This is a genomic window from Paraburkholderia sp. (genome assembly GCF_050742655.1).
Taxonomy (GTDB): Bacteria; Pseudomonadota; Gammaproteobacteria; order Burkholderiales; family Burkholderiaceae; genus Paraburkholderia.
In genome coordinates this window covers 91,581-117,649 of sequence record NZ_JBOIGG010000009.1, presented here as the reverse complement: position 1 = coordinate 117,649, position 26,069 = coordinate 91,581, and the positions used below count along the sequence as shown (strand labels likewise).

25 protein-coding genes are annotated in these 26,069 nt (G+C 64.5%); 15 read left to right on the top strand and 10 right to left on the bottom strand.

Annotation, left to right across the window (positions count from 1 at the left end; all coding sequences use genetic code 11):
• Positions 1-374: 374 nt before the first annotated feature.
• Together ACREXZ_RS14840 and ACREXZ_RS14835 are read left to right on the top strand one after the other, a co-directional pair.
• Positions 375-791 (top strand): hypothetical protein, encoded by a 417-nt coding sequence (locus ACREXZ_RS14840; RefSeq protein ID WP_431764843.1) that lies wholly within the window; start codon positions 375-377, stop codon positions 789-791.
• Positions 792-1,135: 344 nt separating this feature from the next.
• On the top strand, positions 1,136-2,050 hold the full coding sequence (locus ACREXZ_RS14835; RefSeq protein ID WP_431764842.1) for a peptidoglycan DD-metalloendopeptidase family protein: 915 nt from the start codon (positions 1,136-1,138) through the stop codon (positions 2,048-2,050).
• A 14-nt stretch (positions 2,051-2,064) separates the two neighbouring features.
• On the opposite strand, the gene ACREXZ_RS14830 is transcribed toward ACREXZ_RS14835, so the two are convergent.
• The 3 genes from ACREXZ_RS14830 to prpB form a co-directional block, all read right to left on the bottom strand.
• Positions 2,065-3,513: a bifunctional 2-methylcitrate dehydratase/aconitate hydratase gene (locus ACREXZ_RS14830; RefSeq protein WP_431764841.1), complete on the bottom strand. Its 1,449-nt coding sequence runs from the start codon at positions 3,511-3,513 to the stop codon at positions 2,065-2,067.
• An 88-nt stretch (positions 3,514-3,601) separates the two neighbouring features.
• A complete protein-coding gene (gene prpC, locus ACREXZ_RS14825) occupies positions 3,602-4,771 on the bottom strand; it encodes a bifunctional 2-methylcitrate synthase/citrate synthase (protein ID WP_431764840.1) in 1,170 nt (389 codons plus the stop codon).
• A gap of 35 nt (positions 4,772-4,806) precedes the next feature.
• Positions 4,807-5,703 (bottom strand): methylisocitrate lyase, encoded by an 897-nt coding sequence (gene prpB, locus ACREXZ_RS14820; RefSeq protein WP_431764839.1) that lies wholly within the window; start codon positions 5,701-5,703, stop codon positions 4,807-4,809.
• A 191-nt stretch (positions 5,704-5,894) separates the two neighbouring features.
• Here prpB and prpR point away from each other — a divergent pair, with 191 nt between their 5' ends.
• The gene (prpR, locus tag ACREXZ_RS14815; protein WP_431764838.1) at positions 5,895-7,874 is read left to right on the top strand and encodes a propionate catabolism operon regulatory protein PrpR; all 1,980 of its coding nucleotides are present in this window, start codon (positions 5,895-5,897) and stop codon (positions 7,872-7,874) included.
• Between the two features lie 19 nt (positions 7,875-7,893).
• On the opposite strand, the gene ACREXZ_RS14810 is transcribed toward prpR, so the two are convergent.
• Positions 7,894-8,721, bottom strand: a complete 828-nt coding sequence (locus ACREXZ_RS14810; RefSeq protein ID WP_431764971.1) for an alpha/beta fold hydrolase — start codon at positions 8,719-8,721, stop codon at positions 7,894-7,896.
• Between the two features lie 198 nt (positions 8,722-8,919).
• Between ACREXZ_RS14810 and ACREXZ_RS14805 the strand changes: the two genes are divergently transcribed.
• Genes ACREXZ_RS14805 through hutG form a run of 5 tightly spaced genes read left to right on the top strand, consistent with a single transcriptional unit; the run spans position 8,920 to position 12,919 of the window.
• Positions 8,920-9,669 carry an IclR family transcriptional regulator gene (locus ACREXZ_RS14805; RefSeq protein WP_431764837.1) on the top strand — a complete coding sequence of 250 codons (750 nt, stop codon included), beginning with the start codon at positions 8,920-8,922 and terminating at the stop codon, positions 9,667-9,669.
• Between the two features lie 55 nt (positions 9,670-9,724).
• On the top strand, positions 9,725-10,492 hold the full coding sequence (locus ACREXZ_RS14800; RefSeq protein ID WP_431764836.1) for a transporter substrate-binding domain-containing protein: 768 nt from the start codon (positions 9,725-9,727) through the stop codon (positions 10,490-10,492).
• A gap of 50 nt (positions 10,493-10,542) precedes the next feature.
• Complete coding sequence (locus ACREXZ_RS14795; RefSeq protein WP_431764835.1) at positions 10,543-11,211, top strand: amino acid ABC transporter permease; 669 nt, start codon at positions 10,543-10,545, stop codon at positions 11,209-11,211.
• The gene (locus ACREXZ_RS14790) at positions 11,208-11,975 is read left to right on the top strand and encodes an amino acid ABC transporter ATP-binding protein (RefSeq protein ID WP_431764834.1); all 768 of its coding nucleotides are present in this window, start codon (positions 11,208-11,210) and stop codon (positions 11,973-11,975) included. Before ACREXZ_RS14795 ends, ACREXZ_RS14790 begins: the two co-directional genes overlap by 4 nt.
• Complete coding sequence (gene hutG / locus ACREXZ_RS14785; protein WP_431764833.1) at positions 11,972-12,919, top strand: formimidoylglutamase; 948 nt, start codon at positions 11,972-11,974, stop codon at positions 12,917-12,919. The genes ACREXZ_RS14790 and hutG overlap by 4 nt, the downstream gene beginning before the upstream one ends.
• A 24-nt stretch (positions 12,920-12,943) precedes the next feature.
• On the opposite strand, the gene ACREXZ_RS14780 is transcribed toward hutG, so the two are convergent.
• The gene (locus tag ACREXZ_RS14780) at positions 12,944-13,336 is read right to left on the bottom strand and encodes a hypothetical protein (protein ID WP_431764832.1); all 393 of its coding nucleotides are present in this window, start codon (positions 13,334-13,336) and stop codon (positions 12,944-12,946) included.
• A 445-nt stretch (positions 13,337-13,781) separates the two neighbouring features.
• Here ACREXZ_RS14780 and ACREXZ_RS14775 point away from each other — a divergent pair, with 445 nt between their 5' ends.
• The 3 genes from ACREXZ_RS14775 to ACREXZ_RS14765 are packed head-to-tail and all read left to right on the top strand — an operon-like array spanning position 13,782 to position 17,804.
• Entirely contained in the window at positions 13,782-14,237 is a 456-nt protein-coding gene (locus ACREXZ_RS14775; RefSeq protein WP_431764831.1) for a (2Fe-2S)-binding protein, read from the top strand.
• A 1-nt stretch (position 14,238) separates the two neighbouring features.
• Entirely contained in the window at positions 14,239-16,488 is a 2,250-nt protein-coding gene (locus tag ACREXZ_RS14770; RefSeq protein ID WP_431764830.1) for a molybdopterin cofactor-binding domain-containing protein, read from the top strand.
• 11 nt (positions 16,489-16,499) lie between these two features.
• Positions 16,500-17,804: a c-type cytochrome gene (locus tag ACREXZ_RS14765; RefSeq protein WP_431764829.1), complete on the top strand. Its 1,305-nt coding sequence runs from the start codon at positions 16,500-16,502 to the stop codon at positions 17,802-17,804.
• 30 nt (positions 17,805-17,834) lie between these two features.
• On the opposite strand, the gene ACREXZ_RS14760 is transcribed toward ACREXZ_RS14765, so the two are convergent.
• The 3 genes from ACREXZ_RS14760 to ACREXZ_RS14750 form a co-directional block, all read right to left on the bottom strand.
• The gene (locus tag ACREXZ_RS14760) at positions 17,835-18,491 is read right to left on the bottom strand and encodes an amino acid ABC transporter permease (protein ID WP_431764828.1); all 657 of its coding nucleotides are present in this window, start codon (positions 18,489-18,491) and stop codon (positions 17,835-17,837) included.
• Positions 18,488-19,255, bottom strand: a complete 768-nt coding sequence (locus ACREXZ_RS14755; RefSeq protein WP_431764827.1) for an amino acid ABC transporter permease — start codon at positions 19,253-19,255, stop codon at positions 18,488-18,490. Before ACREXZ_RS14755 ends, ACREXZ_RS14760 begins: the two co-directional genes overlap by 4 nt.
• A gap of 70 nt (positions 19,256-19,325) precedes the next feature.
• Positions 19,326-20,132 (bottom strand): transporter substrate-binding domain-containing protein, encoded by an 807-nt coding sequence (locus tag ACREXZ_RS14750; RefSeq protein WP_431764826.1) that lies wholly within the window; start codon positions 20,130-20,132, stop codon positions 19,326-19,328.
• Between the two features lie 373 nt (positions 20,133-20,505).
• Here ACREXZ_RS14750 and ACREXZ_RS14745 point away from each other — a divergent pair, with 373 nt between their 5' ends.
• Positions 20,506-21,381 (top strand): LysR substrate-binding domain-containing protein, encoded by an 876-nt coding sequence (locus tag ACREXZ_RS14745; RefSeq protein WP_431764825.1) that lies wholly within the window; start codon positions 20,506-20,508, stop codon positions 21,379-21,381.
• Between the two features lie 4 nt (positions 21,382-21,385).
• Here ACREXZ_RS14745 and ACREXZ_RS14740 read toward each other — a convergent pair whose 3' ends face one another.
• Complete coding sequence (locus ACREXZ_RS14740; RefSeq protein ID WP_431764824.1) at positions 21,386-22,477, bottom strand: calcium:proton antiporter; 1,092 nt, start codon at positions 22,475-22,477, stop codon at positions 21,386-21,388.
• 161 nt (positions 22,478-22,638) lie between these two features.
• On the opposite strand from ACREXZ_RS14740, the gene ACREXZ_RS14735 reads away from it, so the two are divergent.
• Complete coding sequence (locus ACREXZ_RS14735) at positions 22,639-23,793, top strand: acyl-CoA dehydrogenase family protein (RefSeq protein ID WP_431764823.1); 1,155 nt, start codon at positions 22,639-22,641, stop codon at positions 23,791-23,793.
• Between the two features lie 75 nt (positions 23,794-23,868).
• On the opposite strand, the gene ACREXZ_RS14730 is transcribed toward ACREXZ_RS14735, so the two are convergent.
• On the bottom strand, positions 23,869-24,243 hold the full coding sequence (locus ACREXZ_RS14730) for a BON domain-containing protein (RefSeq protein WP_431764822.1): 375 nt from the start codon (positions 24,241-24,243) through the stop codon (positions 23,869-23,871).
• 308 nt (positions 24,244-24,551) lie between these two features.
• On the opposite strand from ACREXZ_RS14730, the gene ACREXZ_RS14725 reads away from it, so the two are divergent.
• Positions 24,552-25,217 (top strand): DNA-3-methyladenine glycosylase, encoded by a 666-nt coding sequence (locus ACREXZ_RS14725; RefSeq protein ID WP_431764821.1) that lies wholly within the window; start codon positions 24,552-24,554, stop codon positions 25,215-25,217.
• 266 nt (positions 25,218-25,483) lie between these two features.
• Complete coding sequence (locus ACREXZ_RS14720) at positions 25,484-25,822, top strand: DUF4148 domain-containing protein (protein ID WP_431764820.1); 339 nt, start codon at positions 25,484-25,486, stop codon at positions 25,820-25,822.
• Positions 25,823-26,069 lie beyond the last annotated feature (247 nt).

Genomic DNA, 26,069 nt, shown 5'->3' with positions numbered 1-26,069 from the left:
ACGGTTCGCTGCGGCGGCGCGCGAAAACGCGCGGCACACCGGGGCGAACCGGTTGATGAAGTAAGCGGCGTGGCAAGCAGGCAGTGCATGGCGGGGATGTCGTGGGGACATCGAGGAGCGAGCACTGCCGGGTGCAAACGACGACACATGGGCGTCGTCGTTCGCCGGGCTGTCAGAAGTGACCCGTGGCCGGTTCGCGAGTTCCGCCGCGATGCGGAGTGTGGCTGGATGGAATATTTCGAGCGGTTACGGTGGGTGGTGTGTGTATGGGCATGTCGCATCGCGATGGAATCATCGGGATCGATCTGGCAACTGAGCGGTCGTAGTACCGGACGCACACGTATGACTTTTCTTTCCCTCGGAGAACCACCTTCATGAGCAATCGCGCAGACCAGATTCTTCCGCACCACCGTTATGCCCAGTCGATCGGTGCGCCGCTCGCGTGTGTGCAAGGCACCATCAGCCGCGTGTTCGCGAGCCCCGGCAATCACCACGGCGCGAACCATCAGCATTTCGTCGTGAAAATCGACAAGGTCGTGAAGTTCGAAGGCGGCACCGGGAATCTCGTCGGCACCGAGGTGTTCGTCGCGGTGCGCTTCGGCGACAACGAAGGACTCGCGCAGGAAATCCCCGGTTTGCAGGCCGGCCAGCCGATCGAGGCGCAGGGCGAATACATCTCCGACGCCAACGCCTATCCGACCGAGGACAACAGCAATCCTGTCTTGCCCGTGCTCCACTTCACGCATCATCCGGTCGGCTACGTGCTGTACCACGGCCAGTACTACAGCTGATTTCCCCGCCTTTTCAAGTTGCACTGCGGGTTTGCCGATAAGAAGGCAAACCCGAGGCAAACCCGTGACAAGTCACGTCCGCGACATCCGCCAATGCGGCTCCGTCGCGACGGCCAAGCCTAAGCAATTTGTATCAGAGTGTTTTTCTGACCCAGACTTTTGTGAAACGCATTTTACAATGTCGCCGGAACATGGCATACCAGTCCGGCCCTTTAAACGAGGAACGTTGGAGTTAGCGTCGTTTTGTTCGAAGAAGCGGGCTGGATGCATGACGACGACTGACCGCGGCCGCGCCTCTGCGCAGCCGGATTTCGGTCGGTCGATGAATCGAGCAGGAGTCGAACATGGTGAGAAGTCGTTTCGACATCACGAAGTGGCGGGTTGCAGGTGCAGGTGTCGCAGTCGTTGCGACCGTGTTGAGCGGTTGTGCGAACGTCGGGCAGCAGACTGCGCAGAACGGTGCGGCGCAACCCGCATCAGGCGTATCGGTGGGATCGTCCGCGGTGGCATCGGCGAGCGTGGGCAACAACGCGACGAGCGCGATGACGGCCGCTGCCGCGAGTCCGGCCGCGGCACCTGCCGCGCCGCAAATCTATAAGGTGCGACGCGGCGACACGTTGAGCCGCATCGCGCAGAACCACGGTTGCAGCGTCGCGGACCTGCAGGCATGGAACGGGTTGAAGCGTTCGGCGCGGCTGAAGGCGGGACAAACGCTGCAGGTGTCGTCGCCGGACGCGACTGCGACTGCTGGCGGCACGAACAGCAACAGTGCGGCAGGGGCAACTGCAACGGCGGCGCCTTCGACGGACAACGCATCCACCGATCAATCCGACGCAACCGACCCGGCACTCGCGCGGCAGGTCGCAGCGCAGGCGGCTCGCCATGCGAAGAGCGTCGCGTTGACGTGGCCGGCGCAAGGCAAGGTGGTCGAATCGTTCCAGCCGGGTGAGACGCGCGGCATCGAGATCAGCGGCAAGTCCGGCGACCCGATACGCGCCGCGGCCGATGGCAAGGTCATGTATGCGGGCACCGGTCTCAACGAATACGGCAGCCTCATCATCGTCCAGCACAACAAGGACTTCCTGACGACCTATGCGCACAACCGCAAGCTGCTGGTGAAGACCGGCGATATCGTGCGGCAGGGTCAGCAGATCGCTGAAATGGGCGACGAGAACAACTCGCGTGTCGCGGTGCTGTTCGAAGTGCGCCGCGACGGCAAGCCCGTTGATCCGATGCCGTACCTGCCGCGGCGCGGTTAGACGCGCACAGCGCTTCAGATCACATACAGATCGACATATTCGTGAACAGGCATGGCTTCGAGCCGAGCCTGATCGAGCGAGACGTCGAGAATGGCGTGCTGCTGTTTCGCCGGAAAGCGTCGCGCGAGGTTGGTGCGGAATTTCTCCACCAGCAGCGGGATGCCGTCGGCGCGCCGGCGCCGGTGGCCGATCGGGTATTCGACCGCGACCTCGCCGAGCGTCGTGCCGTCGTTGAACTCGACGGTGAGCGCGTTGGCGATCGAACGCTTTTCCGGGTCGTGGTAGTCCTTCGTGTACTGCGGGTCTTCGACGCAGGTCATCTTTGCGCGCAGCGTATCGATGCGTGCGTCCTGCGCGATGGAGTCTTCATAGTCGGCTGCCGTGAGCCGGCCATAGATCAGCGGCACCGCGATCATGTACTGGATGCAGTGGTCGCGGTCAGCCGGATTGGCGAGCGGACCCTGCTTGTCGATGATGCGGATCGCCGCCTCGTGCGTGCGGATCGTGATCTTCGCGATGTCCTCGACCGTTTTCCCCTTCGCCTTCAGCTGGCCGTGCAGCGTCATCGCCGCTTCGACTGCGGTCTGCGAATGGAACTCGGCGGGAAACGAGATCTTGAACAGCACGTTCTCCATCACGTAGCTGCCGTACGGGCGCTGGAATTTGAACGCGTTCCCCTTGAACAGCACGTCGTAGAAGCCCCAGGTCTTCGCGGTCAGCACCGACGGATAACCCATCTCGCCGGTTTTCGCGATCAGCGCGAGGCGCACCGCGCGTGAGGTCGCATCGCCGGCCGCCCACGACTTGCGCGAGCCGGTGTTCGGCGCATGACGGTAGGTGCGCAGCGACTGACCATCGACCAGCGCCAGCGATACCGCGTTGATCAGTTCGTCACGCGTGAGGCCCAGCAACTGGCTGACCACCGCGGTCGACGCCAGCTTCACGAGCAGCACGTGGTCGAGGCCGACCTTGTTGAACGAGTTTTCGAGCGCGATGCAGCCCTGGATCTCGTGGGCCTTGACCATCGCGACGAGCACGTCCTTCATCGTGAGCGGTTTCTTGCCTGTAGCGACGGCGTTGCGCGAGAGCCAGTCGGCGGTGGCGAGAATGCCGCCCAGGTTGTCCGACGGATGACCCCACTCGGCGGCGAGCCACGTGTCGTTGAAATCAAGCCAGCGGATCATCGTGCCGATGTTGAAGGCGGCCTGTACCGGATCCAGCTGGAACTGGGTGCCGGGGACCTTGGCACCGTGGGGGACGATCGTGCCGGGCACGATCGGGCCCATCAGCTTGGTGCAGGCGGGGTAGGAAAGCGCTTCGAGTCCGCAGCCGAGCGTGTCGATCAGGCAGTTGCGCGCGGTTTCGAGCGCAAGCGTGCTGTCGATTGCGTAGCCGAGCACGTAATCGACGATATCGACGAGTACTTGGTCCGGCTCGGGCCGGACGTTGGAGATATGGCTCATAACAAGTGATGTGAAAGAGAAAAAAGCCAAGGCGCGGGACATACATGTCCGCGCCATCGCATAAACAGCAACTACGTGCCGCGTGAACTCACCCGCGCCGCGACAGCGGCACGAACTTCAAATTCTCGGGACCGGTGTAATTCGCGCTCGGCCGGATGATCTTGTTGTCGATGCGCTGCTCGATAATGTGCGCGCTCCAGCCCGCCGTGCGCGCGATCACGAACAGCGGCGTGAACATCGCCGTCGGCACGCCCATCTGGTGGTACGACACCGCGCTGAACCAGTCCAGGTTCGGGAACATCTTCTTCGCGTCCCACATGACCTTTTCGAGCCGCTCGGCGATATCGAACAGCTCCGTGTCCGACGCTTCCTTCGACAGCTTCCTCGCGATTTCCTTGATCACCTTGTTGCGCGGATCGGAGATCGTGTACACCGGATGCCCGAAGCCGATCACCACTTCCTTGTTTTCCACACGCCGGCGGATGTCGGCTTCCGCTTCGTCGGGGCTCGCATAGCGCGACTGGATCTCGAACGCGACTTCATTTGCGCCGCCGTGCTTCGGCCCGCGCAGCGCGCCGATTGCGCCGGTGATCGCCGAGTACAGGTCCGAACCCGTACCTGCAATCACGCGGCCGGTGAAGGTCGATGCGTTGAATTCGTGCTCCGCGTACAGGTTCAGCGACACATGCATCGCGTCGACCCACGACTTCGACGGAGCATGTCCATGCAGCAGATGCAGGAAGTGCCCGCCGATTGATTCGTCGTCGGTTTCGACCTCGATACGCCGGCCGTTGTGCGAGTAGTGATACCAGTAGAGCAGCATCGAGCCGAGCGAGGCCATCAGGCGATCGGCGATGTCGCGAGCGCCCGGCAGGTTGTGATCGTCCTTCTCGGGCAGCACGGTGCCGAGCACCGAGACGCCGGTGCGCATCACGTCCATCGGATGCGCGGACGCGGGCAGCCATTCGAGTGCGGCCTTCAGGTTCGCGGGCAGGCCGCGCAACGCGTGCAGCTTCGTCTTGTACGCGGCGAGTTCGGCGGCATTGGGCAGCTTGTCGTGCACGAGCAGGTAGGCGATCTCCTCGAATTCGCACGCGCTGGCGATATCGAGGATGTCGTAGCCGCGGTAGTGCAGGTCGTTGCCGGTGCGGCCGACCGTGCACAGCGCGGTGTTACCCGCCGTCACGCCCGACAGCGCGACGGATTTTTTCGGTTTGAACGCACCGGCATTCGGCGTGCTGTTATCTGCTTCGCTCATCGTGTGTGTCTCCAGCAGCGATCGTTACAGGGGATTTACTTCTGCGCGGCGAACAGCGCATCGAGTTTCTGCTCGTATTCGTGATAGCCGAGATAGCGATAGAGGTCTTCGCGTGTCTGCATCGTTTCGACCGTCGCTTTCTGCGTGCCGTCGCGCATCACGGTTTCGTAGAAGTTGAGCGCCGCCGCGTTCATCGCGCGATACGCGCCGCAGCAGTACAACGCGATGTCAACGTTCGCTTCGCGCAGTTCGGTCGTCGTGAAGAACGGCGTCGAACCGAACTCGGTCAGGTTCGCGAGGATCGGCACCTTCACGGCGGCCTTGAAGCGGCGGTAGTCGTCGAGCGTGCGCATCGCCTCGGGGAAGATCATGTCCGCGCCGGCCTCGACGTATGCGACCGCGCGCTCGATCGCCGAATCGATACCTTCGGCCGCGGCGGCATCGGTGCGCGCCATGATGACGAAGTGATCGTCGGTGCGCGCATCGACGGCTGCCTTCACGCGGTCGACCATTTCTTCGGTCGGCACGCATTCCTTGCCCGGACGATGCCCACAGCGTTTCTGTCCGACCTGGTCTTCGAGATGAACCGCCGCGACGCCGGCCTTGATGAACGAGCGGACCGTGCGCGCGATGTTGAACGCACCGCCCCAGCCCGTATCGATGTCGACGAGAAGGGGCAGGCCGGTCGCGTCGGTGATGCGACGCGCGTCGGTCAGTACGTCGTCCATCGTGCTGATGCCGAGGTCCGGCACGCCGAGCGAATTCGCCGCGACACCGCCGCCCGACAGATAGACCGCCTTGAAACCGACCGCTTCGGCCATCTTCGCCGCGTACGCGGTGATCGTGCCGACGACCTGCAGCGGTTGTCCTTCGGCGACGGCGGTGCGGAACTGCGCGCCGGCGCTTGCCGGAGATCGATGTGCTGTGTTCATGACGCCTCCAAGTAATGACCCGGCTGTTAGTGCAAGGACCGGACCAGTGGGCGTGCCGCTTGCAAGTGTCTGATTTACCGCGATAACTACGCTGAGCGGTAGCCGCAGTTGGTTTCATAAATGAAACCACAGATTTCGTTTGTGGAAGATGGTTCATAATCGCGACTTCTCCCTTTCACCCGCGTAATCCCATGAACCGACCTCTCGACGCCGCGCCGCGCCCGCGCATCTGGGCGATCGGCATCAGCCGGTTGCGCGACCTGTTTCGCGACATCGCCGGTGAATACGACGGCCGCGCCGATCTGCAGATCGTGTCGCGCGGCTTCGAAGATGCCGTCGCCGAGATCGCTGCAGCCGGCGTGCAGCGACCGGACGTCGTGGTCGCGGCCGGATTGAACGGCACCTTCCTGAAAGGGCGCGTCGATGTGCCGGTCGTGCTCGTGCATTCGACCGGCTTCGACGTGATGCATGCGCTCGCGCGAGCGCGCCGCGACGCGTCGCCGGTTGCACTCGTCACGCACGGAGAGACACCCGCCGAAGTGCGCCGCTTCGTCGCCGCGTATGGCATCGACGTGGTGTTCGCGTCGTACCGGTCCGCGCAGGACGCCGAGGCGTGCGTGCTCGATCTGCGCGACCGCGGCATCGGAACGATCGTCGGCTCCGGCCTCGTCACCGATCTCGCGACGCGGGCTGGTATGGAGGCGGTGTTTCTCTACTCGCGCGCGTCGGTACGCGGCGCGTTCGACACCGCGCTCGAAGTTGTGCAGGCCACGCGCGGCGAAGCGTTGCGTCGCGAACGGCTCGACAACGTGCTGCAGCATCTGCGCGACGGCGTCGTCGCGCTCGATGCGCAAGGCCGCATTGAAGCGATCAGCCAGCCGCTCGCGATTGCGTTCGGCATCGACGCGGGGGCGGCCGCCGGCCGGCCGCTCGCCGCAGTCGCGCCCGATCTCGCGGCGGCAATGCCCGATGCCGACGGCGAAACGCTCGCGACGGTACGCGGCACCGGTTACGTCGTCCATCGCGGACCGCTCGTCGGTGCGGGACCCGATGCGGCCACGGGCAGCGTGCTGACGTTTCACGAAACACGCGCGGTCGAACGGCTCGATCGCACGTTGCGTTCGCGACCGCGTCTGCAGCAGTTCGCAGCACGCTACCGGCTCGACGACCTGATCGGCGAATGCGAGGCGATCGCGCGCGTACGGCAGCTCGCGCAGTGCTACGCGAAATCCGATGCGACCGTGCTGGTGCGCGGCGAAAGCGGCACGGGCAAGGAGATGGTCGCGCAGGGCATCCATCGATTGAGCGCGCGACACGACTTTCCGTTCGTCGCGATCAACTGCGGTGCGTTTCCAGAAGCGCTGCTCGAGAGCGAACTGTTCGGCTACGAAGAGGGTGCGTTCACCGGTGCGCGACGCGGTGGCAAAGCAGGGCTGATCGAAGCGGCGCATCGCGGCACGCTGTTTCTCGATGAGATCGGCGAGATGCCGATGCCGTTGCAGAGCCGGCTGCTGCGTGTATTGCAGGAGCGCGAGGTGGTGCGGCTTGGCTCGACGGAACCGATGCGCGTCGACATCCGCGTGATTGCGGCGACGCATCGCGCGTTGACCGCAGCCGTCGAAGCCGGCACGTTTCGGGCCGATCTGTACTACCGGCTCAACATCCTGAACCTCGTGCTGCCGCCGTTGCGGGAACGTCTGCCGGACATCGCGCCGCTTGCCGCCGAATTGCTGCACCAGGCGGCGCGACGCGAACCGCGGCTCGCCGCACGTCTGCGCACGCGCGACGATGCTTCGCACGTGCTCGACGCGGTGAGCGAGCCGCTACGCCGCTATCGCTGGCCGGGCAATGTGCGCGAACTGCAGAACGTGATCGAACGCATCGCGGTCGAGCTTGCTGATGTGGAACTGTCCGCCACCTCGGCGCTTCCCGCGTTGACGCGCGACACGCTGCGCGCAATCGCACCCGAAGTGTTCGAAACGTCGACCCACGTGCACTCAAACACGCACGCCGAACAGACGCTGCGTCAGCGCAGCCGCCACGTCGAGGCCGACCAGATTCGCGCGGCACTCGATGCCTGCGGCGGCGATCGCGACGCCGCATGCCGCGCGCTCGGCATCAGCAAGACGACGTTGTGGCGCAAGCTGAACGCGGTCCGCGCGACGGGTTGAAGCGTGCCGACTGCGCGTTTCAGCGCAGGAAATCGAGTACCGCGGCGACGATTGCTTCTGGCGCATCTTCCTGCATCAGATGGCCCGCGTTCGGCACCGGCAGAAAGCGCGCGCCGGGCACGACGCTCGCCAGATGGCGGCCACGTTCGAGCGGAATCCAGGTATCGTCTTCGCCCCACAGGATCTGCGTGCGGCACCGCAACTGTGGATAGAGCGGTTCGATCTCGTCGGTGTAGCGCATGTCCATCTGCGCGATCTGCCGGTAGAACGCGGGCTGCCCGGTCTCGCCGAGCCACGGTGTGACGTAGGGCGTGAGTTCATCGTCGGGAAGCGTTCGCGCGACTGCGCCACGCACATAGGCGCGCACGACCGCCTCGTGAATGTACGGCGGCAGCCCTTCGAACGCAGCACTGTGATCGCGCACGTGGCGCACGAACGGCGAGCCCCACGGCGCGACCGCGACCGGATCGATCAGCGTCAGTGAACGGTAGTCGCAACCATTGAGCAGATGCGCGCGCAATACAGTGGCGCCGCCGAAATCGTGCGCGACGACATCGGGCGGTTCGTTGCCGTCGAGCTTCCAGTGCGCGAGCAGTTCGGCCAGCAGCGCGTTCTGCACCCCGAGCGACACGTCCTCGCCCACGCGCTTTTCCGATTGCCCATAGCCGAGCAGGTCGTACAGATAGACCGTGCGCCCGCGCGCGAGATGCGGTGCAATGCGATGCCACACATACGACGAGAACGGCGTGCCGTGCACCATCACGAGCGGCGGACCGCTGCCCTCGACGCGATATCGGATGGTCTGGTTGCGAAACGTGTAGTGCTGGTCGAGCGGCCAGTCTTTCATTGGAAACATTGAAAACGGCTCCGGCAAGAAAACGATCGGCCTACGTTAGCAGGAGCCTGCAATCGCAGCCACCCGCAAAAAAGCCCACGCCCCGGGAAAACCCTCGCGCGCGATTCCCATTCAACGGGAAATCGATTTTTGAAAATCGGGAACGTTCTGGCATTCTTGCTCCGGTTATTCATTGTGCATGGACTCAACGTGAACGCGGAACCCACGGTTAATGGCGCAGAGCGCGTGCTGCTCGTCCTCGCGGCGCTCGCCAGTCACGGCAAGGCGATGTCGGTCAGGGATCTGCTGACCGTCACCGGTCTCGCGCAAAGCACGCTTTATCGGCAGATTGCTTTGCTCAAGCGCTGGGGTTTCGTCGCGGAAAACGCGGGGCACTATGCGCCCGGTCCGATCAGTCTGCAGCTCGCGCTCGGCTTCGATGTGAATTCGCTGCTCGTCGAAGCCAGCCGCAACGAGATGCGGCAGCTTGCAGACGCATCGCAGGAAAGCATCGGTCTTGTCGTCGCCGTGAAGCATCAGGTGATGTGCCTCGAAATGGTCGACAGCCAGCATTCGTTGCGCTGTTCGTTCGAGAAAGGCCGCGCGGTGCCGTTGAAGGCAGGCGCATCGGCGAAATCGCTGCTCGCATTCATGGCGGACAAAGCGCGCGCCGAAGCGCTGGACAGCGCGTTCGGGCACGACCCCGCCGGCCGCATCGAGATCGAAGACGAACTCGAACGGATCCGCACGCAAGGCTACGCAGTCAGCGATAGCGAAGTCGATCCGGGCGTGTGGGGTGTCAGCGCGCCGATCTTTCATCGCAGCGGACGCGGCGTCGCGAGCAGCGCGTCGATCACGTTGATGGCGCCTTCCACGCGCGCGACCGGTCGCGAAAAACAGTTCATCGACGGGACGTTACGTACGGCCCGCGCCATTTCCGAGTACATGCAAGCCGATTGATGCGGCGCTGCCGGTTTCGATCTTCACCTCGAACGGATTCACAAGGAGTTCTCCCATGAAGCTGAAACGATTGTTGTCTGTCTCGTGCATTGTGCTTGCGGCCACATTCGCCGCTGCGTTCGCCGGTTTTTCCGGCAGCGCTTCTGCGCAATCGGCAGGCGTGTTGCGCGTCGCCACCGACGCGACGTTTGCGCCGATGGAATACACGGAAAACGGCGCGCGCACCGGTTTCGATATCGACATGATGAACGCGCTCGCGAAGACGATGGGTCAGAGCGTCGAATGGACCGACATCGATTTCAAAGGCCTGATTCCGGGGCTGATCGCACATCGCTTCGACGCGGCGATCTCCGCGATCTACATCACGCCCGAGCGCGCGAAGGTAGTCGATTTCACCGATCCGTACTTCGCGGGCGGGCTCGTCGTGCTGGTCAAGGCCGATTCGCCCGTCAAGTCGATCGTGGACCTGAACGGCAAGAAGGTGTCGGTGCAGGTGGGCACGAAGTCGGTCAACTTCCTGCGCGACAATTTTCCGCAGATCACCCGAGTCGAGGTCGAGAAGAATCAGGAGATGTTCGATCTGGTCGGCATCGGCCGGGCCGATGCCGCGGTGACCGGCAAGCCGGCGGCGTATCAACTGGTAAAGACGCGCGGCGGTTTCCGCGTGCTCGATAAACCGCTCAGCACTGAGGCCTACGGGATCGCCGTGCGCAAGGACGATCCGCAACTGAAGACTTCGCTCGACGCGGCACTCGCGAAGCTCAAGGCCGACGGCACCTATGCGGCGATCGTGCACAAGTGGTTCGGCGCGAGCGCGCAATGATGACCAACGCTAGCAGCCAACGCTAACGGCTAACGGGCTGGGACAAGCACATGGAACTCGATTTCTCGCCGGTCATCGCCGGCTGGCCCGACATCATGCACGGCACGGCGGTGACGGTCGAAGTCACCGCCGCGGCGCTCGCGCTGAGCTGCGCGCTCGGGCTGCTGATCGGCATCGGCCGGCTCGCGCCGAAGCGGCGCATCGTCTATGGGCTCTGCACCGCCTACCTGACGTTCTTTCGCGGCACGCCACTGCTGGTGCAGCTGTTTCTGCTGTTCTTCGGGCTGCCGCAATTCAACATCCTGTTGCCCGCTTTCGTGTGCGGGATGCTGGGGCTGGGACTGTATTCGGCCGCGTATGTGTCGGAGATCGTGCGCGGCGCGATTCAATCGGTGGATCGCGGACAGATGGAAGCCGCGCGCTCGATCGGCATGTCTTCGGGGCAGGCGATGCGCACGATCATCCTGCCGCAGGCGATCGTACGGATGATCCCGCCGCTCGGCAACGAGTTCATCGCATTGATCAAGAACTCGGCGCTCGTGTCGCTGCTGACAATCGACGATCTGATGCACGAAGGGCAGAAAATCATCAGCGTGTCGTACCGCTCGCTCGAGGTGTATCTGGCGATCGCGCTCGTGTACCTGGTGTTGACGCAGGCGACCAATTACGCGCTGCACCGGGTCGAACGCCGGCTGCGCGCAGGAGGAATGGTGCAATGAATGCCGTGTCCGAACCCATCGTCAGGATTCGCGGGCTGACCAAATCGTTCGGCGAGCACGTCGTCCTGAACGGTATCGACTTCGACATCGAGCCGCAGCAGGTGGTGGTCGTGATCGGGCCGAGCGGTTCCGGCAAGAGCACGTTCCTGCGCTGCTGCAACGGTCTCGAACAGCCGGAGGGCGGCACCGTCGACATCTGCGGGCACCGGCTCGTGGACGACGGCGTCATGCTCAATGAGCGTTCGCTGAATGCGCTGCGCACCGAAGTCGGAATGGTTTTTCAGTCGTTCAACCTGTTTCCGCATCTGTCCGTGCTGCACAACATCACGGTCGGGCCGCGGATGCTGCGTGGCGCGAGCAAGGCCGATGCCGAAGCGGCGGCGCTCGCGCTGCTGGAAAAAGTAGGCCTCTCGCACAAGGCGCACGCGATGCCGGCGAGCCTGTCGGGCGGACAGAAGCAGCGCGTGGCGATTGCGCGAGCGCTCGCGATGCAGCCGCGCGTGATGCTGTTCGATGAACCCACTTCCGCACTCGATCCCGAGCTCGTCGGTGAGGTGTTGCAGGTGATGAAACTGCTCGCGAGCGAAGGGATGACGATGCTCGTCGTCACGCATGAAATGAACTTCGCGAAAGAGGTCGCTGACGTGGTCGTCGTGATGGACGGCGGCGCGATCGTCGAAGCGGGGCCGCCGTCGGAGATATTTTCGGCACCGTCGCAACCGCGAACACGAGCTTTCTTGCAGGCGGTGCTGTCGCGCGCATGAGAGTTCCGTTCGATGAAAAGATCTGGAGTGGCCGTTCCGACGACGGCGAACCCGGCGATACGCGGCGCGTGTTCAATCAGGTCACGCGCTTCTCTGCGGCGTCGCGACGAAGCGATGGGCCGGTGATTGTCGGCTTCGGTTCCGATGAAGGCGTGCGCCGCAACCAGGGGCGTGTCGGCGCCGCGCATGCGCCTAAAGAGTTGCGCCGGGCGCTGGCGGGTTTGCCGGCCAAAGAAGCGCTACAAATAGCCGATGCGGGGGACATCGTCTGCGACGATGGCGACCTCGAGCTCGCGCAGGCTGAGCTGGCGAACGTCGTCGACGAGGTCCTCGCGAGCGGCGCGATGCCGCTGGTGCTGGGCGGCGGCCACGAGGTGGCGTGGGGCACGTATCGCGGCTTGCGGATGCATCTTGACGACACGGCAACGGCGCGCGCGCGACGACTGCTGATCGTCAACTTCGACGCGCACTTCGATCTGCGCCAGAAGCGTCCCGCGAATTCGGGCACGCCGTTCGATCAGATCGCGTGCGACTGCGCATCGCGTGGTGTGCCGTTTAACTACGTCTGCTTAGGTATCAGCGATCTCGCGAACACCGCGTCGCTATTCGCGCGTGCGCAGCAACTCGGCGCGCAGTACGTGCTCGACACCGACATGCAGGAGTCGCAGTTGCCGCAGCGCCTCGATCAGCTCGACCGCTTGATCGAAGCAACCGACGATATCTATCTGACGATCGATCTCGACGTGCTGCCCGGCGGAGTCGCGCCGGGTGTGTCGGCACCGGCGGCACTGGGCGTGCCGCTGTCAGTGGTCGAAGCGATGGTGCGGCGCCTGAAAGCGTCGGGCAAGGTACGCGCGGCCGACATCGCCGAATACAACCCGTTGCTCGATCAGGACCGACGCACCGCACGTGCGGCGGCACGGCTCGCGTATCGCCTGCTATGACCGCCAGCGACCGCGTTATTCAAGCTATTCGAGCCCGCGCAACACCTGCGTGACCACCCCGTGCTCGTGCAGCACGGCAGGGCTCGCCTGCAGTAGTGGCAGGTAGCGTTCGATAAACGCATTCTGCGGCGTGTTCGCATCGAACAGCGCGGCCACACCCTGCGCGGCGGCGATACGGTCGTCGTCGGTCGCTTCGCGGTCGTCGAGTATTTCGTCGACGTTGGCGATCACTGTCGACAGCGGTGCGATCCACCGAAACCCCGATCCATTGATCAACACCTGCAGGAACGCGGCCGGCGTGACCGGGCCGAACTCTTTTTCGTAGGCCGCGCGCTCGTGATCGAGGATTGCCTTGTGCAGCGTCAGCAGCGGCCTGCGGACGTCCGAGAGAAACTGCGTTGCGTGGGATGCGTTCATGGACCGGCTCCGTGCGATTGGGCGAAACGGTTCAGCAGCGAATCAAAAACTATTCATCAATGGCCGCGCGCTCGCGCGACGCTGATGCATACGACATCGTCCGCCGATGGTAACGCATTGATTTCAATTCCGTTCCTTCATCTGTGCAGGTACACGGCCGCGTGTGGGTCGCGTGTGCCGGATCGGCACGACGTGGGAAGCGTACGATTTAAGCGGTCGACGTCTTGTTTCCCACAGCGCTACAATCATCGCGCCTCTCCGTGTTATCGGCTGCGCCCCGTTCTGGTTGCATTTCGATGGTGCGCGCCCATTGGCGTTTCCTGCGGAATAAAAACGCGGGCCGCCCAGTTTTAGTTTAATCCGGCGTACAAAGCTGGCATCGAATGCATCCGGCTTCACCGGGCCCCGGCATTCGATCGACAACAACCCACAATCGGAGCAGCCCATGACAACGCTCACCATCAACGGTCAGACCCACACCGTCGACGCGCCTCCCGACATGCCCCTGCTGTGGGTGCTGCGCGACATCGTCGGTCTGACGGGCACGAAGTTCGGTTGCGGCATCGCGCAATGCGGCGCGTGCACGGTGCATCTCGGCGGGGTCGCGGTGCGATCGTGCGTGCTGCCGGTTGCCGCGGTCGGCGAGCGCAAGATCACGACGATCGAAGCGGTCGGCGACACGCCTGCCGGCAAGAAGGTCCAGGTCGCGTGGCGGCAACTCGACGTCGTGCAGTGCGGGTACTGTCAGTCGGGGCAGGTGATGTCGGCGGCCTCGCTGCTCACGCAGAACGCGAACCCTTCCGATGCGGACATCGATGCGGCGATGGCGGGCAACATCTGCCGCTGTGGCACGTACAACCGCATCCGCGCGGCGATCAAGCAAGCCGCGAAGGAGGCGTGACATGTCCCAGGGACTGCTCGACTCACAGAACGGCGACTCGCGCGCGGCCGACGGCTCGCGCATCACGCGGCGCACCTTCCTCAAATTCGGCATCACCGTAGGCGTTGCGACGGGCGGCGGTCTGCTGCTCGGCTTTAGCCTGCCGGCGCTGAGCCAGGGCGGTCAAGGTGCCGCCCGCAAGACCGTGATCGGCGGCGACGGCAACGAGGCACCGCAAAGCGGCGTATTCGCGCCGAACGCATTCATCCAGATCGACACGACGGGCAAGGTCACGATGGTGATCCCGAAGGTCGAGATGGGCCAGGGCGTGTACACGTCGATCCCGATGCTGATCGCCGAAGAGCTCGAAGTGCCGCTCGACAGCGTGACGGTCGACCACGCGCCACCCAACGAAAAACTGTTCATGGATCCGCTGCTCGGCGGTCAACTCACTGGCGGCTCGACGTCGATCCGCTATGCGTGGGAGCCGATGCGCCGCGCCGGGGCGACCGCGCGCGTGCTGCTCGTCAGCGCGGCCGCGCAGCAGTGGCAGGTCGACCCCGCGTCGTGCCACGCGGAAAACGGCCAGGTGATCCATTCGGCGAGCAACCGCAGCATCGGCTACGGTCAGCTCGTCGATGCTGCCGCGAAGCTGCCGGCGCCGCAGAACGTACCGCTGAAAAAACCGCAGGACTTCAAGCTGATCGGCACGGCCGCGAAGCGGCTCGATTCGCCGGAGAAGGTCGACGGCACGGCGCTGTTCGGGCTCGACGTGCGGCTGCCCGACATGGTCTACGCGGCGATCGTCAATTGCCCGGTGTTCGGCGGCACGCTCGAGAGCGTCGACGATACGAATGCGAAGAAGATCCCCGGCGTGCGTCAGGTCGTGAAGGTCGACAACGCGGTTGCGGTGATCGGCGATCACACGTGGGCCGCGAAGCGCGGCGCCGCGGCGCTCGACATCAAATGGAACGAGGGCGCGGCCGCGAACCTGTCGATGAAGCAGATCGTCGCGGAACTCGCGGAGGCCTCGAAGCGCAATGGCGCGGTCGCGCGCAAGGAAGGCGACGTCGGCAAGGCGTTCTCGGACGCGAAGACGCGCGTCGACGCGGTGTACCAGCAGCCGTTCCTCGCGCACGCGACGATGGAGCCGATCAACTGCACGGTGCACGTGCAGCCGGACCAGTGCGACATCTGGGTCGGCACGCAGGTGCCGACGCGCGCGGTCGATGCGGGCGTGAAGATCACCGGGTTGCCCGCGGACAAGATCATCGTGCACAACTATCTGCTCGGCGGCGGTTTCGGCCGACGGCTCGAGGTTGACGCGATCACCCAGGCGCTGAAGATCGGCAAGGCGGCCGGCGTGCCGGTCAAGGTCGTATGGACGCGCGAGGAAGATATCCAGCACGACATGTACCGCCCGTACTACTACGACGTGATTTCGGCGGGGCTCGACGCGAACGGCAAACCGATCGCGTGGCAGCACCGCATCGTCGGGTCGTCGATCATGGCGCGCTTCGCGCCGCCTGCCTTCAAGAACGGGCTCGATCCGGACGCAGTGGAGGTCTCGGCCGATCTGCCGTACGACCTGCCGAACCAGCTGGTCGATTACGTGCGCCAGGAACCGTCGACCGTACCGACCGCATTCTGGCGCGGTGTCGGGCCGACGCGCGGGACATTCGTCGTCGAGAGCTTCGTCGACGAACTGGCCGCGCAGGCGAAAGTCGATCCGGTGAAGTACCGGCGCGATCTGCTCGGCAAGTCGCCGCGCGCGCTCAACGTGCTCGACGTCGCGACGAAAGCCGCCGGCTGGGGCGGCGCTGCGTTGCCGAAGGGGCAGGGGCGCGGTGTGTCGGTGATGCATGCATTCGGCAGCTTCTTCTCGATGGTCGCGGACGTGACGGTCGATCAGGGCGAGGTGACGGTGAACCGTATCGTCTGCGCGGTCGACTGCGGGATGATCGTCAACCCGAACACGATCGAGGCGCAGGTGCAGGGCGGCATCATCTTCGGCATTACGGCCGCGCTGTACAGCGAGATCACCATTGCCGACGGCCGGGTTCAGCAGAACAACTTCACCGACTACCGGATGCTGCGGATCGACCAGACGCCACCCATCGAGGTGCACATCGTGAAGAGCGCCGAGGCGCCGGGAGGTATCGGCGAACCCGGCACCTCGGCGCTCGCGCCGGCACTCGCGAACGCGATCTACGCGGCGACGGGCAAGCGGCTGCATCAGCTGCCGGTCGGTGCGCAGCTGAAAACCGCGTGAAGGAGACAGACATGAATCGCACATTCAAGCTTGCGGGCTCGGCTGTCTTCGCTGCTCTCGTCGCATGCGCCGCGTGGCCCGCTTTCGCGCAGAACGGCACGGGTGCCAGTGCGGCCGACGACGCGCTCGTGCAGCGTGGCGCCTATCTCGCGAAGGTCGGCGATTGCGTCGCGTGTCACTCGGCGCCGCGGGGCAAGCCGTTTGCCGGCGGCCTGCCGATGACGACGCCGATGGGCGCGATCTACACGACCAATATCACGCCCGACCCGGAAACGGGTATCGGCCGCTACACGGAGGAAGACTTCTCGCGCGCGCTGCGTGCAGGCGTCGCGAAGGACGGTCACAACCTCTATCCGGCGATGCCCTATCCGTCGTACGCGAAGGTCAACGACGACGACACGCGCGCGCTCTACGCGTACTTCATGCATGGCGTCGCGCCGGTGAAGCAGGCGAACCGCGAAGCGGACATCCCATGGCCGCTCAACATGCGCTGGCCGCTGGCGCTGTGGAACGTGGTGTTCCTTGAAAAGGGCGTGTACCAGGACAAGACCGGCAAGGACGTTGCGTGGAATCGCGGCGCGTACCTGATCCAGGGGCTTGGCCACTGCGGCTCGTGTCATACGCCGCGCGGCATCGCGTTCCAGGAGAAGGCGCTCGACGAAACCGGCAGCCGCTACCTGACCGGCGGGCTGCTCGACGGCTGGTTCGCGGCGAACCTCACCGGCGCGCACAACGCGGGGCTCGGACGCTGGTCCGAACAGGATGTCGCGCTGTTCCTGAAAACCGGCGCGAACCAGCATGCGTCGGCGTTCGGTTCGATGACGAGCGTGATCAACAACAGCACGCAGGCAATGAACGACACCGACGTCACGGCGATGGCACAGTATCTGAAGTCATTGCCACCGTCGGGCGGCAACGGCGCCACGCCATACACGTACGACGCGCAGGCAACGAAGGTATCGCTCTCGCGGCCGGCGAACGATGCGGGCGCCCGCGTGTACACCGCGTACTGCATGCATTGTCATGGCGTCGACGGACGCGGCTTCGCGCCGATGCTCGCGCCGCTAGCGGGCAATCCGAACGTGCTCGAGACCGACCCGTCGTCGCTCGTCAACGTGACGCTGAACGGCACCGGCGATCTGGTGATTCAGGGGATCCCCGCGCCGTACCCGATGCCGAAGTACGCACCGGTGCTGAACGACCAGCAGATCGCCGACGTGCTGACCTTCGTCCGCGCGGGGTGGAACAACCATGCGCCGGCGGTGTCGGCGACGGATGTCGCGAAGCTGCGCAAGTCGACGCAGGCGGCGCGGTAGGGGTTGTTTGTAGAGGAAGGTCGGGCAGCGTTAGCGGTGCTGCCCGACCTTCTGGCGTTTTTCGAGGACGCGTGCGTACCACGTCAGCGGGAAACACATCGCGAAGTACAGCAGCGCGACCATCCCGTAGATCGGGAACGGCCGGAACGCGGCATTGGTGATCATCGTGCCGGTCTTCGTCAGTTCGGTGAAGCCGATGATCGACGTGAGCGCTGTGCTCTTTACCACCTGCACCAGAAAACCGACCGTCGGCGCCACGCCGATCTTCAGCGCCTGCGGCCACACGATGTAGCGCAACTGCTGACCGAACGTCATCCCGAGACTCGCGCCCGCGGCCCACTGTCCGCGCGGCACCGCCTCGACGCAGCCGCGCCAGATGTCGACGAGATACGCGCTGGTGTAGAGCGTCAGCGTGACGGTCGCCGCGAGCCACGGCGACACGTCGATGCCGACGAGCGGCAGTCCGAAGAACGCGATGAATAGCTGCATCAGCAGCGGCGTGCCCTGAAACAGCTCGACGTACAGCATCACGGCGCGGCGCAGCCAGGCGGCCGGTGCGACGCGCGCGGCCAGCAGCACGAGACCGACCGCCCCGCCGCCCACGAATGCGATCAGCGACAGCAGCAATGTCCAGCGGGCCGCGAGCAGCAGGTTGCGGGCGATGTCCCACAGCGTGAATTCGATCATCGCGTACGCTCCGTCGTGGGCAGCGCTCGCGCGCTATTGCGGGACACGAGCCGCGTAAACAGGTTTCTGGACGAGGCCGGAGCAACTGACGAAGCACGCGCCGTGCGACCAGCAAACAGCCCGCGGCCGAGTCGTCTCAGCACCTGCCGCAGCACGATCGACAACACGAGGTAGACGACCGTGATGATCACGTAGCTCTCGAACGAGCGGAAATTGCGCGACTGGATGAAGTTCGCCGCATAGGTCAGGTCGGGCACCGAGATCTGCGATACGACCGCCGAGCCGAGCATCACGATGAGCACCTGGCTCAGCAACGCTGGGAACACATTGGCGAGCGCCTGCGGCAGCACCACGTAGCGGAACACCTGACGCCCCTGCAGCCCGAGCGCATGCGCGGCCTGCACCTGGCCGCGCGGAATCGAATCGATGCCGGCGCGGACGATCTCGATCGCGTACGCACCGAGATTGACGGTCATCGCGAGCACGGCGGCCTCGATTTCGTCGATGTGGATGCCGAGACTCGGCAGCCCGAAGAACACGAAGAACAGTTGCACGAGGAACGGCGTGTTGCGGATCACCTCGACGTACGTCGCGACCAGCGCGCGCGCCCATTTCGGCCCGGCGACCGCGACGCTCGCACCGGCCACGCCGACAACCCCGCCGAGTACCGTCGATACCGCGGTCAGGCCGAGCGTCACGCCCGCGCCGCGCACGAGCATGCCGGCATACAGGCCGAAGCCGCTGAAGTCGAACGCGTACGTCATGTCGGAGGAATCATCACAGGGGGCCGGTCGATGCGCGAGGCCGGTCTAAGAGGCCGGGCTGCGCGCGGGATTACAGGTCAGCCGGCAGCGGCGCGCGCAGCCACTTCTGCGAGATCGCGTTCATCGTGCCGTCCTTGCGGGCGCGGGCGATGGTGTCGTCGACCTTGTGCAGGAGGCGCGGCTCGTTCTTGTTCAGGCCGACGTGATCCGGCGAACTGAACAGCGAGAACTTCTGCTCGGGATCGTTGGCGGGATGACGCGCGAGAATCGTCGCGCCGACGTCGTTGCCGACCACGAGCAACTGTACCTGACCAGAAATAAATGCAGAAATAGCGCCGTTCGGATCGTCGAAGCGCTTGATCGTCGCGCTGGCCGGCGCGATCTTGCTGACGCTCAGGTCTTCGAGCGTGCCTCGCGCGACTGAAACCGTCTTGCCGGCGAGGTCGTTCGCGTTTTTCACGGTGAGTGTTTTCGGACCGAACACGGCCAGGTAGTACGGCGCGTATGGCTGCGAGAAATCGATCACCTTCGCACGCTCGGGCGTCTGCCCGACCGACAGCAGCAGGTCGGCCTTGTGGTCGGCGAGATAGGCCATCCGGTTGTCGCCGGTCACCTGCACCAGTTCGACCTTCGCGCCAAGCGCCTTGCCGATCAGTTCGGCGACATCGATGTCGTAGCCCTGTGGTTTCATGTCAGGGCCGATCGAGCCGAACGGCGGGTAGTCCTCGAATACGCCGATGCGCACGACGCCGGACTTCGCGATCGTATCGAGCGCGTCGGCGTGGGCGGTCGGCGCGAACGACGTGAGCAGCGCTGCGGCGAAGGCGGCGGCCGGGACGAACCGCCAGGCGTGGCGGATGAGGGAGGGAGAGCGCATCGGTCGGTCCTGGGCTTGATGGGAGGATGGTTCGTCGGCGTCGACAGCAGCGTGCTTCGGCGACGCGTGCATGCACTCTAGGTTTGCCAAAATCGGCGAACAAACGAAATCTGCGCATGGGGGGCATGACGTGCGCTCATGCGCCGCGGATTGGCATCCGGTTTTGGCGATCGTTGCCGGGCATGAGCGCTGCGCATGGCGCTTCGGGGAAGTGCCGGTCGCGGCGGCAAGCTGCTTCGCGTATGCTTCAGCGTGATCCAGCCGCGTACGGACTGGCCCTCAGCCGCTGCGGCGCGTGCGTCTGCAGGTGCCTGAAATCCGGGCCCGCCCGCCGGCGCGATGAATTTTTCTGATACCCGATGCCTCGTTCGCCATGCGCCGACTCCCTCCGCTGAACGCGCTGCAGATCTTCGAAACGGTCGCGCGCCATCGCAGCTTTACCCGCGCGGCGGATCACCTCTGTCTGACGCAAGGCGCGGTCAGCCGGCAGATTCTCGCGCTCGAGGAGTACTACCGTTTCCCGCTGTTCAAGCGGCACGCGAAGGGGCTGACGCTGACCGCCGAGGGCGAGCTGTTGTTGCCGGCCGTCAAGGAGAGCTTCGCGCGCATCGAGGAAATCTCGCTGCGCCTGACGCGGCAGCGGACCGATCTCGCGCTGAAGGTGCCGACCTGCGTGATGCGCTGGATGCTGCCGAAGATCATGCGCTTCCAGACGGGCTATCCCGACCTGCACGTGCAGATCACGACGGCGTGGCAGCACGACGTCGATTTCCAGAGCGAGCCGTTCGATGCGGCGATCATCTACGGGACGTCGCCGGGTGTGGACGTGCAGGCGGTGCCGCTCTTCGAGGAACGGCTGACGCCCGTCTGCGCACCCGAGCTGTTGCACGGCAAGCCGCTCGCATCGGTTGCGGACCTCGCGCGCCACACGTTGCTGCATCCGACGCGCGATCATCGCGACTGGAAAAACTGGCTCGACTACGTCGACGCAAGCGATATCGATGCGTCGCTCGGCCCGAGCTTCGATACGCTCGACCTCGCGACGAACGCGGCGCTACAGGGGTTCGGCGTCGCGATCAGCGATCTCGCGCTGATCGACGAGGACGTTGCCGCGAAGCGCCTGGTGCGTCCGTTCGATGCGGTGCTGACGACCGGCGCGCGCTACTACTTCGTTTATCCGGACGCGGTCGCGCATCAGCAGAAGGTGCGGCTGTTCCATGACTGGATCGCCGCGCACTGGGCCGAATAGGGCGCTACGGCGCGATCGACAGGAACAGGTACGCCGCGAACAGCGACAGATGCACGACGCCCTGCAGGATGTTGGTACGTCCGGTGCTCAACGTGAACGTGCCGACTAGCAGCGTCAGGAACAGCAGCACTGTTTCCTTGCCGCCGAGTCCGAGTGCGAGCGGCTGGCCGGTCCACAGGAACACGACGGCGACGGTCGGGATCGTGAGCCCGATGCTCGCGAGCGCCGAACCGAGCGCGAGATTCAGACTTGTCTGCAGGCGGTCGGCGCGCGCCGCGCGCAACGCGGCGAGCCCTTCCGGCAGCAGCACGAGCGCGGCGATCACGACGCCGACCACGGCTTCGGGCAACCCGGCGCCGAGCACCGCGCGCTCCACTGCCGGCGACAGCAGCTTCGCGAGCAACACCACGGCGACGAGGCATACCAGCAGCAGCACGGCGCTCAGCGTCGTGACGCCGTTGCCAGGCGGCGCGGCGTGCGCGTTTTCGTCGCCGGGACGGACGCTGTCCGCGAGGAAGTAGTCGCGATGCCGCACGGTCTGCACGAACACGAACACGCCGTACAGCACCAGCGACGAGATGCCCGCGAACGCCAGCTGCGACCGGGTGAGCACCGGGCCGAGCTCGGTGCTCGTATAGTTCGGCATGACGAGCGTGAGCACGGACAGCACCGCGAGAACGGAGAGCGCCGCACTCGCGCCGCGGATCTGGAAGTCCTGCTCGCGGTGCCGCAGGCCGCCGGCCAGCAGGCACAACCCGACGATGCCGTTACAGACGATCATCACCGCGGCGAAGACCGTGTCGCGCGCGAGACCGGCTTTTTCCGGACCCGCGCCGAGCATCACCGACACGATCAACGCGACCTCGATCACGGTGACCGCGATCGCGAGTACCAGCGTGCCGAACGGCTCGCCGACGCGATGCGCGACCACTTCGGCATGGTGGACCGCCGCAAACACCGAGCCGGCCAGCGCGACGCCGATGAGCGCGAGCAGCCAGCCGCTGCCGGGCGCGGCCAGCGACGCGCCGAGGATGATCCATGCGGCGATCGGCACGGCGATCGTCCAGCGGGGCAGCGCGGTCGAGGTCGTTGTCATCGGCAGATCCTGTGTGCGGGTGAATGGGGTGAATCGGATGAAGAAACAGGAGCGGCGAAACAGAGTTGATCCATTATCTCAAGAATCGACGCTAATGTATTAAAATAAAAGGAATATTTCTTGTTATTCAGTCTGCTGAAGCGGACGCCGGAGGAGCCATTGTGATTCGTAGCCAGGAAACTTTGAACCTGTTGCTGGACAGCATTTCGCGATTCGTCAGGGAGCGTCTCGTGCCGAATGAGGAACTCGTCGCCGAGACCGACCAGATCCCCGCCGCGCTCCTCGACGAAATGCGCGAACTCGGTCTGTTCGGATTGTGCCTGCCCGAAGAATACGGCGGACTCGGCCTGACGATGGAAGAAGAAGTGCTCGCCGCGATCGAACTCGGGATGACGTCGCCGGCGTTTCGTTCGGCGATCGGCAGCAACAACGGCATCGGCTCGACCGGCATCGTGCTCGATGGCACGGCCGAGCAGAAGGAAAAGTACCTGCCGCGGCTCGCGTCCGGCGAACTGATCGGCTCGTTCTGTCTGACCGAGCCGGAAGCGGGCTCGGACGCCGCGTCGCTGCGCACGACCGCCGTGCGCGACGGCGATCACTACGTGCTCAACGGCACGAAGCGTTTCATCACGAACGCGCCGGAGGCCGGCGTGTTCACCGTGATGGCGCGCACCGATCCGACGGGCAAGGGCGCCGACGCGATCTCCGCGTTCATCGTCGAGGCGGGCACGGCGGGGCTGTCGCTCGGCAAGACCGATCGCAAGATGGGCCAGAAGGGTGCGCATACGTGCGACGTGATTTTCGACAACTGTCGCGTACCGGCGGCGAACCTGATCGGCGAGCGGGAGGGTGTCGGCTTCAAGACCGCGATGAAGACGCTCGACAAGGGGCGCCTGCATATCGCGGCGGTGGCGACCGGCGCCGCGCAGCGGATGCTGTCCGACGCGGTGCGCTACGCGCTGGAGCGCAAGCAGTTCGGCAAGCCGATCGCCGAATTCCAGCTGATCCAGGCGATGCTCGCCGACAGTCAGGCGGAAATCTACGCTTCGCGCTGCATGATCGTCGATGCGGCACGGCGTCGCGATGCGGGCGAGCGGGTCACGAGCGAAGCGTCGTGCGCGAAGATGTTCGCGACGGAAATGTGCGGCCGGGTTGCCGACCGTGCGGTACAGATCTTCGGCGGCGCGGGCTATATGAGCGAGTACGGGATCGAGCGGTTCTATCGCGACGTGCGGCTGTTCCGCATCTACGAAGGGACGACGCAGATCCAGCAGATCGTGATCGCGCGGGAGTTGCTGCGCGGGTTCGGCGGGTGAATGACTGACTGCGAGGCCGACCAGGAAGCCGCCGCCCTTCGTAACGAACGGCGGCGGTGCGATGCGGGGGAGAGGTTACTGGCCTTGCGGGCGAATCGCGAGATCGTTCTTCACCGCCGTCACGCCGGCCACGCCTTGTGCGGTTTCGGTGGCCTTGTCGCTTTGCCCTTGCTCGGGCACCGAGCCTTGCAGGATCACGTTGCCGCCGCGTGCACGGACCGTGATGTTCGCGGTGCTGATGCCACCGGCCTTGGTCAGCGCGGCGCGCACTTTGCGTTGCAGTGCGCGGTTTTCGGTGCGGACCGCTTTCTTCTGAGCCTTCGTCGAAGCGGCGGGGGCCATCGACGCTGAGGCGTCGCCTTCAGTGCCGCTCGCTTGCGCATAGGCGTTGAGCGAAGCCAGTACGACGAGTGCGCTGCCGACGATCTTGACTACGTGGATTGCCTTCATCTGTTTTCTCCTTTTGTCATGCGTCGCGAAGACCCTTCAGTGGGCCGGTGCACTACACCACTGGAAAACTGCGGCTGAACCGCCGGCATGCTGCTGCTTGCCGGTGTGCGCGAAATGTTCGCGCACCGCGTGCGACGAGAAAGGCTAACGTCGTCTGCCGGTGCGGGCCGGGAGTAACGATACTCCAATTGGGGCGCAACTGTCTCTGGTTCGAGTGTTGCGCTCGGGTATTGTGTGCGTTGGTGTGCGCCGGTGCGCGTTGATGTGTGCGGGCCGGCCTCGTTTAATCCCTCATCGACCCGATCCGCATGAATGCCTCATTGCGTCCCAGCGCAGCGCTTCCTGTCGTCCCGCTGACCCGCGACGATCTCCCCGTCGATACCGTCGAGCTGGCGCGTTTCATGGTCGGCCAGTATCTCGTTCACGATCTGCCTGAAGGACGGTTGAGCGGCCGCATCGTCGAGACCGAGGCTTACCCGCTTGGCGATTCCACGAGCCATGCATTTCAGGGGAGACGCCCACACAACGGCTCGATGTTTCTCGAACGCGGCCATGCCTACGTGCGACTGACGTACGGGCTGTCGTACATGCTCAACATGTCGAGCGAGATCGAGGACGTCGGCGCGGGGATTCTGATCCGTGCGGTCGAACCGCTCGAAGGCATCGCAGCGATGGAGGCGCGCCGTCCTGGTGCAAAACGTCTCGATCTCGCACGCGGCCCCGGCCGTCTGACGATGGCGTTCAGTATCGGTCCGTCGTTCGACGGGGCGGATCTATGCGCGGGGCACGGCCTGTGGATCGGCAGGCTCGCGGTGAAATCCGCAGACGAGCTTCAGGTTGGCGCGACGAAACGGATCGGGCTGTCGCGTGAAATGCATCGGCTGTTGCGCTTCTATGAGGTGGGGAGTTCGTATGTCAGCGGGCCGCGCAAGCTACTCGTGCCGTCAGCTGCGGGTACATCGATCGAGGGATGAGCGCCGCGCATGAACGGCACCTGAGTGCCACCTAAGTTCGCAGTTCGGCAGTATTTTCCGTCGTCTGACATCTCTGCAATTATTGCGGACCCGTTATGCGTTTGCGCGGTGGACATATTGGCTTTTCAAAAATTGTTGCCGATCTCGCAAATATGTTTCTCCTGATTAAGGGTTTTCCCTTGATGCGTCGCCTCCTACACTGAACTCACTCGCTTCCACATGGTGTGCGAAGCAGAGCAGAGAAAAAACATCTGGAGGTAATTATCATGAAGACGTTCATCAAGGCAGCACTCGTCGCCGCGGTTCTCGCCGCTCCGGTTGCATCGTTCGCTCAATCCGCCGATCAAGGTCTGACGCGCGCCCAGGTTCGCCAGGATCTGATCCAGGTTGAACAGGCTGGCTACAACCCGGCACAGTCGTCGGACGCGCAATACCCCGCAAACATCCAGGCCGCCGAACGCCGTGTCGACGCACAAAACGGCACCGCGCAAGCGCAACTGCCGGTTGCGGACACGAGCGGCTACGGTCCGTCGACGAGCGGTTCGTCGCAGTCGGGTGCCGTACAACCGACGAGCCCGCAACGCTCGATCTACTTCGGTAACTAATTGATGCAGCTGCACGACGGCTGACGTACCGGCCGTCGTGCACGCAGCACGCCGGTACGCGAAGCAGTCTGTTGAAAACAGGTTTCTTGCGGGTGTCGTGGGACTCTTCGCGACCCGCAGGATCTCGCGCGATGCATGCGCGCCAACCTCTCATGCACGGTACGCGGACGCTCCTCCGGTTTCCCGGCGAGCCGCCCGCAACCGATACAAGTTCCAGGAACCTCCGCCGCCGCAAGGTGGCTTCGCC

What these genes read in the sequence shown, in the direction of transcription:
- ACREXZ_RS14840 (WP_431764843.1), top strand. Translation starts at nt 375, where the DNA reads ATGAGCAATCGCGCAGACCAGATTCTTCCGCACCACCGTTATGCCCAG.
- ACREXZ_RS14835 (WP_431764842.1), top strand. Translation starts at nt 1,136, where the DNA reads ATGGTGAGAAGTCGTTTCGACATCACGAAGTGGCGGGTTGCAGGTGCA.
- ACREXZ_RS14830 (WP_431764841.1), bottom strand. Translation starts at nt 3,513, where the DNA reads ATGAGCCATATCTCCAACGTCCGGCCCGAGCCGGACCAAGTACTCGTC.
- prpC (WP_431764840.1), bottom strand. Translation starts at nt 4,771, where the DNA reads ATGAGCGAAGCAGATAACAGCACGCCGAATGCCGGTGCGTTCAAACCG.
- prpB (WP_431764839.1), bottom strand. Translation starts at nt 5,703, where the DNA reads ATGAACACAGCACATCGATCTCCGGCAAGCGCCGGCGCGCAGTTCCGC.
- prpR (WP_431764838.1), top strand. Translation starts at nt 5,895, where the DNA reads ATGAACCGACCTCTCGACGCCGCGCCGCGCCCGCGCATCTGGGCGATC.
- ACREXZ_RS14810 (WP_431764971.1), bottom strand. Translation starts at nt 8,721, where the DNA reads ATGAAAGACTGGCCGCTCGACCAGCACTACACGTTTCGCAACCAGACC.
- ACREXZ_RS14800 (WP_431764836.1), top strand. Translation starts at nt 9,725, where the DNA reads ATGAAGCTGAAACGATTGTTGTCTGTCTCGTGCATTGTGCTTGCGGCC.
- ACREXZ_RS14795 (WP_431764835.1), top strand. Translation starts at nt 10,543, where the DNA reads ATGGAACTCGATTTCTCGCCGGTCATCGCCGGCTGGCCCGACATCATG.
- ACREXZ_RS14790 (WP_431764834.1), top strand. Translation starts at nt 11,208, where the DNA reads ATGAATGCCGTGTCCGAACCCATCGTCAGGATTCGCGGGCTGACCAAA.
- hutG (WP_431764833.1), top strand. Translation starts at nt 11,972, where the DNA reads ATGAGAGTTCCGTTCGATGAAAAGATCTGGAGTGGCCGTTCCGACGAC.
- ACREXZ_RS14780 (WP_431764832.1), bottom strand. Translation starts at nt 13,336, where the DNA reads ATGAACGCATCCCACGCAACGCAGTTTCTCTCGGACGTCCGCAGGCCG.
- ACREXZ_RS14775 (WP_431764831.1), top strand. Translation starts at nt 13,782, where the DNA reads ATGACAACGCTCACCATCAACGGTCAGACCCACACCGTCGACGCGCCT.
- ACREXZ_RS14770 (WP_431764830.1), top strand. Translation starts at nt 14,239, where the DNA reads ATGTCCCAGGGACTGCTCGACTCACAGAACGGCGACTCGCGCGCGGCC.
- ACREXZ_RS14765 (WP_431764829.1), top strand. Translation starts at nt 16,500, where the DNA reads ATGAATCGCACATTCAAGCTTGCGGGCTCGGCTGTCTTCGCTGCTCTC.
- ACREXZ_RS14760 (WP_431764828.1), bottom strand. Translation starts at nt 18,491, where the DNA reads ATGATCGAATTCACGCTGTGGGACATCGCCCGCAACCTGCTGCTCGCG.
- ACREXZ_RS14755 (WP_431764827.1), bottom strand. Translation starts at nt 19,255, where the DNA reads ATGACGTACGCGTTCGACTTCAGCGGCTTCGGCCTGTATGCCGGCATG.
- ACREXZ_RS14750 (WP_431764826.1), bottom strand. Translation starts at nt 20,132, where the DNA reads ATGCGCTCTCCCTCCCTCATCCGCCACGCCTGGCGGTTCGTCCCGGCC.
- ACREXZ_RS14745 (WP_431764825.1), top strand. Translation starts at nt 20,506, where the DNA reads ATGCGCCGACTCCCTCCGCTGAACGCGCTGCAGATCTTCGAAACGGTC.
- ACREXZ_RS14740 (WP_431764824.1), bottom strand. Translation starts at nt 22,477, where the DNA reads ATGACAACGACCTCGACCGCGCTGCCCCGCTGGACGATCGCCGTGCCG.
- ACREXZ_RS14730 (WP_431764822.1), bottom strand. Translation starts at nt 24,243, where the DNA reads ATGAAGGCAATCCACGTAGTCAAGATCGTCGGCAGCGCACTCGTCGTA.
- ACREXZ_RS14725 (WP_431764821.1), top strand. Translation starts at nt 24,552, where the DNA reads ATGAATGCCTCATTGCGTCCCAGCGCAGCGCTTCCTGTCGTCCCGCTG.
- ACREXZ_RS14720 (WP_431764820.1), top strand. Translation starts at nt 25,484, where the DNA reads ATGAAGACGTTCATCAAGGCAGCACTCGTCGCCGCGGTTCTCGCCGCT.